General features: G+C 39.9%; 7 protein-coding genes. 2 read left to right on the top strand and 5 right to left on the bottom strand.

Annotated features, from left to right (window positions below; translation table 11 throughout):
• Positions 1-135 precede the first annotated feature (135 nt).
• The gene (locus tag Q0N70_RS12100; RefSeq protein ID WP_294017112.1) at positions 136-1,518 is read right to left on the bottom strand and encodes an ATP-binding protein; all 1,383 of its coding nucleotides are present in this window, start codon (positions 1,516-1,518) and stop codon (positions 136-138) included.
• Positions 1,519-1,818: 300 nt separating this feature from the next.
• Here Q0N70_RS12100 and Q0N70_RS12105 point away from each other — a divergent pair, with 300 nt between their 5' ends.
• Positions 1,819-3,015, top strand: coding sequence for an AAA family ATPase (locus Q0N70_RS12105; RefSeq protein ID WP_294017114.1), 1,197 nt, complete (start codon positions 1,819-1,821; stop codon positions 3,013-3,015).
• 510 nt (positions 3,016-3,525) lie between these two features.
• Here Q0N70_RS12105 and Q0N70_RS12110 read toward each other — a convergent pair.
• Genes Q0N70_RS12110 through Q0N70_RS12125 form a run of 4 tightly spaced genes read right to left on the bottom strand, consistent with a single transcriptional unit; the run spans position 3,526 to position 4,784 of the window.
• Complete coding sequence (locus tag Q0N70_RS12110) at positions 3,526-3,780, bottom strand: hypothetical protein (RefSeq protein WP_294017116.1); 255 nt, start codon at positions 3,778-3,780, stop codon at positions 3,526-3,528.
• A complete protein-coding gene (locus Q0N70_RS12115; RefSeq protein WP_294017118.1) occupies positions 3,737-4,159 on the bottom strand; it encodes a hypothetical protein in 423 nt (140 codons plus the stop codon). Before Q0N70_RS12115 ends, Q0N70_RS12110 begins: the two co-directional genes overlap by 44 nt.
• Positions 4,156-4,551, bottom strand: coding sequence for an NlpC/P60 family protein (locus tag Q0N70_RS12120; RefSeq protein ID WP_294017121.1), 396 nt, complete (start codon positions 4,549-4,551; stop codon positions 4,156-4,158). The genes Q0N70_RS12115 and Q0N70_RS12120 overlap by 4 nt, the downstream gene beginning before the upstream one ends.
• The gene (locus Q0N70_RS12125; protein ID WP_294017123.1) at positions 4,548-4,784 is read right to left on the bottom strand and encodes a hypothetical protein; all 237 of its coding nucleotides are present in this window, start codon (positions 4,782-4,784) and stop codon (positions 4,548-4,550) included. The genes Q0N70_RS12120 and Q0N70_RS12125 overlap by 4 nt, the downstream gene beginning before the upstream one ends.
• Before the next feature lie 258 nt (positions 4,785-5,042).
• Here Q0N70_RS12125 and Q0N70_RS12130 point away from each other — a divergent pair, with 258 nt between their 5' ends.
• A complete protein-coding gene (locus tag Q0N70_RS12130) occupies positions 5,043-5,744 on the top strand; it encodes a DNA-binding domain-containing protein (protein WP_294017126.1) in 702 nt (233 codons plus the stop codon).
• Positions 5,745-6,028: the final 284 nt, after the last annotated feature.

Below are 6,028 nucleotides of genomic sequence, written 5' to 3' on the forward strand. Positions count from 1 at the left end.
AATAGAGCAATAGAGCAATAGAGCAATAGAGCAATAGAGCAATAGAGCAATAGAGGCTAGCAAACTGATAAATTCTCGTCAAGTCCTTAACAGTATTTTATTGTAAAAATATTTCAGTGTCAATATTTGCAGTTTTTAACTTAGCAACGCACAGCCTGGCTTTTCCCTGTTTGTTGCAACTACAAAATCTTCACGCAGGAATCGCTTTAGCAAAAAAGCGCAGAAATATGGAATTGTGTAAAACCGCCCGTTAAATCCTACGTTTTTATTGCAAAGCTTTATTCCAAAGCGCACATCTTTGTATGACGGATATTTTATAAGATTGTTAAGCGATGCTGTAGGACCGTCTTTTGCCTTTACTTCAACAGGAACCAGAGATTCTGTTGTACGCACAAAAAAGTCCATCTCAAGCTGGGCATTTTCTTTCTTATAATAATATAAGTCAAAGCCTGCCGTTTTTAGCATCTGGCCAACCAGATTTTCATAAATCGCGCCTTTAAAAACCCCTAGATTCTTGTTTTTCCGTAAATCCTCAGAAGACTCCTCGTCAAGATTTGCCATTAAAAGTCCTGTATCATGATAATAAATCTTATATTTTGACTCATCGTAGTTACCTTTTAAAGGCAGGCACACATTGTTAAGACAGAAACAAAGGTTCACAACGCCAGCATCTCTTAGCCATTCTGCGCAGCCGACATAATCCCGCGACCTTGCGTTTTTTGCCACTTTTGTAATCTTGAATTTCTTGTTTTCCTGCGCAAGAAACACCGGAATATTCCTGTAAATGTTTTTGATTTTCGTTTTATCAAGTCCTTCTGCATATTTTGTGATGTCCTCCTCATAATCACGCACAAGCTGGCTTTGAAGAGGAAGTATATTTGAGTAATTTCCATCAATCAAAAAACGTTTTACAACGGCCGGCATTCCACCAATAACAGCATATTCCAAAAAATAGTCATTCAGAAGATTCAATTCTTCTTTAGAAAAAGGCTCAAGATTCTTTAAGTGAGAATACAGCTCTTCCGTAAAACTTTCGTCATAGCCTTTTGCCCAAAGATATTCTTCAAAATCAAGCGAGTACATTTGGTAGTCAATTTTATAGCCAACGCTGTTTGAAGAAATCCGATTGTAATTCAGTCCCATCATTGAGCCTGAGCAAATAACATCAAAACGTCCGTCCTCGGCAAAAAATTTAAGGCTTGTGGAGCAGTCAGGATACTCCTGCATCTCATCAAAAAAAATAAGGGTTTCTTTAGGTATAAACTTAAACTTTGGATTATGAAAAGAAATGCGTTTTATAACCTCATCAGTTGAATATCCCCTCGAAAAAATATCTTTGTATTCAGGGCTGTCAACAAAATTTATTTCCACAAAAGATTTATAGTTTTCTCCAAACTGCCGGACTGAGTAAGTCTTGCCAATCTGCCTTGCCCCGCGGATAATCAAAGGCAAATGATTTTCCGAGCTTCTCCATTTTGCCAGAAAATCCAGTATCTTCCGCCTGATTGCATTTTCCATATCTACAGAATACACAAAATATGGATAAAATTCAAACGCTCTATACACAAAATATGAACAAAATCTAGCTATGCCATGCACAAAACATGAACATTTTTCTACAAGGTTCAATTTCGAGTTTTAATTTTTAGTGTCATTATCGGGCTTGACCCGATAATCCTCTAGCAAGATTGCCGTGCTTAGCATTTCTTTCTGTCAACAAATGAAGTCCAGTCAATTTTGTTAAGTCAACTTAACAAAATTGACCGTAAACTGTTAAGACCACTTAACAATTTGAACAATATACTATAAAATCAGGCTATGGAAAAATTAATAGAGACTTTCAGGAAAAAAATGACTGCTCCACTTCCAACATTTGAGCGCGAACTAGAAAGAAAGATAAACTGGAATGCGCGGCTTATAAGCATAAGAGGCTCAAGAGGAACTGGAAAAACAACATTATTTTTGCAACACATAAAAAAGACTTTTACCAACAACCTGAACAAAGTTCTTTACGTAAGCCTTGACAACATTTATTTTTCAAACAACACACTTGTTGAACTTGCGGAAAAATTTGTAAGCCATGGCGGAACTCATCTTTTTCTTGATGAAGTGCATAAATATGAAAACTGGTCAAAGGAAATCAAAAATCTTTATGATGATTTTCCAGAGCTTCACATTGCCTTCACAGGTTCTTCCTTGCTTGAAATCCTGAACGGCAGAGCGGATTTAAGCCGCAGAACTTTAGTTTATGAGCTGACAGGGCTTTCTTTCCGCGAGTATCTTTCGCTAATAAAATCACAGGATTTTCCAATTTTTACACTCGAAGAGATACTAAAGAATAACGAGCAGATTTCCGCAGAAATCGCATCAAAAATAAAGCCGTTTGAATTTTTTGACGATTATCTGTCTTTTGGCTATTATCCATATTTTTTGGAAGGAAAAGACGATTATTTTAACCGCCTGAATGAGACCCTGAACATGATTCTTGAAGTTGAGCTTCCCATGCTCCGCGGTCTGGAAATCGCCTATATTCCGAGGATAAAGAAACTTTTGGCTGTCATAGGAGAATCAGCTCCATTCATTCCAAACATAACACAGCTTGCTGCAAAAATTGGAATCTCAAGGCAGACCTTGCTCATATATTTAAAATATCTGGAAGACGCAAAACTTATAAATCAGCTTTATAAAAAATCACGTGGATTAAGTGTCCTTGAAAAGCCCGAAAAGATACTGATGGAAAATACAAACCTTACTGAACTTTTTAACGGAAAAAACGCCAATACAGGTAGCCGCCGGGAAACTTTTGTTCTAAACCAGCTCTTACATTCCCATAAAGTTGATTTTTCAGAGGAAAGCGATTTCTTTGTAGACTCAAAATACACTTTTGAAGTAGGCGGAAAAAACAAAAAGCGTAAACAAATTCAATCAGTTCCAGACTCATACATTATCGCCGATGACATAGAATTTGGCACAGACCGGCGGATTCCTATCTGGCTGCTGGGATTTATGTACTGATTTCTACTTTTTAATAGCTACCCTTAATTTCGAGTTTTAAATTTTAGCGTCATTATCGGGCTTGACCCTGCGATGTTTCTGAAAGAAACTCGGTTGATAATCTATTGAAAATTTCCAACAGATTCCCATGTCGTAAGCACGGGAATGACACTTAAATTACTGTTCTTATCAAAACTCGACATTTGGGCTATTAAATAATCTTATTCCAATAAAAAAGTATTCCTTTGCGTAATGCCAAACAAACAAGAAATTGAAGAACTGATGGATTAGGCAATGTTTGTGTAATGAAATTATTATTTTGGTACAAATCCAAAGTTGAACTTGAAATTTGTACCATTTTTTATATAATTTTATCATGCAGAACACAAAACGAGAAATAGAGCAAGAATTAAAACGTTGCGCCGAATATTTTCCTGTTGTTACAATATTAGGTCCGCGTCAGTCCGGCAAAACCACGCTTGCAAAAATGTTTTTCCCTTGTCATTCCCCGGCTCGATCGGGGAATCTCTGCTAGTTTCTAAGCCTGTACATAACGCATCCTGTAAATGCTGCCCCTATAATAACAGCAAGCTCACACATGGCTGTTTTTCTCCAGAACGCGCGGCTTTTAAGAATGCGCCTGTTTTCCTTTTCAAACTGCGCTTTCAGCCACTCCTGCTGCAAAAGCAAGGCTTCATCGACCGTTTCTTCAAGGATTCTTTCAAGCTCAGCTACAAGCTCGTCATTGTCCAGAGCCTGATCCAGAGGCAAGTCCTGCGTTTTCAATTGCTCTTCTGATTCTGCTTTTTCCATCAGAAATAATTTTTCTGCGCTCGCAGGAAAAACCACGTTTACCGCCAGAACCACGGCGGCTGTTTTTTGCATTATATGCGAATGGCTCATTTTCTTTACCTCCTATATCCATAGATGAATCCACAGCGGCACAACCGCCCAGCGTTTTTGGCAGCACAGCTCCGCAGAGAGCGGAAATCACAACAGAAGCCCAGGCAGCTTCTCCGATATATCCAAGCCCAAGAAGCACTGTCGCAATTAAAACTGCAAATCCCTTGTAGCCTGCAAGTTTTCCTGCCAAAAGAAGCAGCCTTTTCAATACATTCTGAAAAAGCTCTGCATAAGAAAAATCAACGCGCTCAATCTTTGTCATACAGCAAGCCCCCTTTTTATCATCTTTAAATGAGAATACATCAGCTTCATTTCGCTTTCACTGCGGAATGCGCCGCGCCCACCGCTTTCAAGCCGTGAAACATTTACATAGCAAGCTCCGCACCAGCCCGCCACATGAACCGCCCTGCCCCGCTCATCAAGAAAGAACGCCGCATATAGGAAATTTGAGCCGCAAAAGCTTTTTACATTTTCTGTAAAAAATCTTCTATATAATTCATCTGCTGTAACACGAAGCCTTATTCCAAGAGAGCGGCTAACAGCGGAGCATACAGAGCCAGAACAGTCGCTTCCGCTTGGAGAAGAACCGCCCCACACATAAGGCGCGCCCTCAAACTTTCTTAGTTCCTCAAAGTACCTTTGCTGAATGCTCATGCCGCACCTCCCAAGAATGCTTTTAACACAGCGAATCCTGCAGAAGCAAGGGCAACCGCTCCTGTACCAATAGAAACAATCTGGCAAATCCTAGCCGCCTTTTCTGCGGAAGATTTTTTAAGGCTTGTTTCCAAAGCCTCCAGACGCTCAAGAGTTCTGTTCTTGAACTCGCACATTTCTCCACGCATAGAGCAGAACTCTCCGTAGAGCTTTGTAAGCAACTCATTTTCCATAGCCGCCTCCATGTAAAAATATTGGCTTGCGCAGTTAATGCGAAAACCTTTTACAAGAAGATAAAGCCAAAACATGAGCCCAAAATGATAGCTTTTACGCTCATAAAACAGCGCGTAAATGTTATCAATTCAAGGGCTTTGACGAGCTGTATATTGTACACAACGAACGGCAGACAAAACCTCCGCGTTGCGGACTTCTGCCTCAAAAAACAAAATGCCGGGCAAGCAAGGCGCCTGCAAGTCCGGCGGGAGAAAATTATGTTAAAGATTTCATTAAGAGAGAACAAGACAGCCAATGCAAAGTCCCCTTACCATTTCTATTCAGAAAATTCCGGAGTGCTCACATTTGATGAGCTCATCGATGAGATGGCAAAAAACAACACGACTATAACAAAGGCCGACATCGCAGGAGCAATGAATGTGTACAAGGAAGTTGTTATTCGCTATGTGCAGCTTGGCTACAAAGTATACTGCCCGTTTGGACAGGTTTATATCTGCGCAAAAGGAACAGCAAATGACAAGCTTGCTTCTTTTGAGCCGCACCTTTCCGGCAATGACCACGATCTAAACCTAAAGCTCACTGTGGACAGCTCCGTAGCAAAGACAGTGCTTGCAAACACAAAAACAGAGCGTGTGTCAGGAAGATACAAGATGATTCCGTCGATAGAAGAAATCCAGAACGTAAACGGAGCCGCATTAAAAGATGCAAAGCCAGGAAACGTAATCAGGATAATCGGCGAGTACCTTAAACTTGACGAAAATGACAGCGAGCAGGGAATTTTCCTTACAAAGGGAGATGTTTCAATAAGGCTTGAAAACTACATCTGGAACAAAAACAAGCGGATTGACGCAATGCTTCCAGCCGACATTGAAAGCGGTTCATACAAGGTCAGCATAAGGGCAAAGCCAAACACAATCCTATACAACGGCAGCTTTATTAAAGAAATTACAATAAGCTAAAAGAGACTATTAAAAACAGTCTCTGCGGCATGTCTAAACGGCATGCCGTTTTTTTGTTTATTGCAATAAACTTAAGGCAAAAGGAATACTTTCTAAGACCTAAAGAGATACTTCCTAAGAGGCTAAGTAATACTTCCTAAGACCTGAAGAGATACTTCCTAAGAGCCTTAGGAATACTTTCTTAGGGCTTTAGGAATATTCACTCAGGGTCTTAGGAATACTTACTCAAGGCTTTAGGAATATTCACTCAGGGTCTTAGGAATACTTACTCAAGGCTTTAGGAA

Origin of the sequence: uncultured Treponema sp. (assembly GCF_945873775.1) — a bacterium.
Taxonomy (GTDB): Bacteria; Spirochaetota; Spirochaetia; order Treponematales; family Treponemataceae; genus Treponema_D.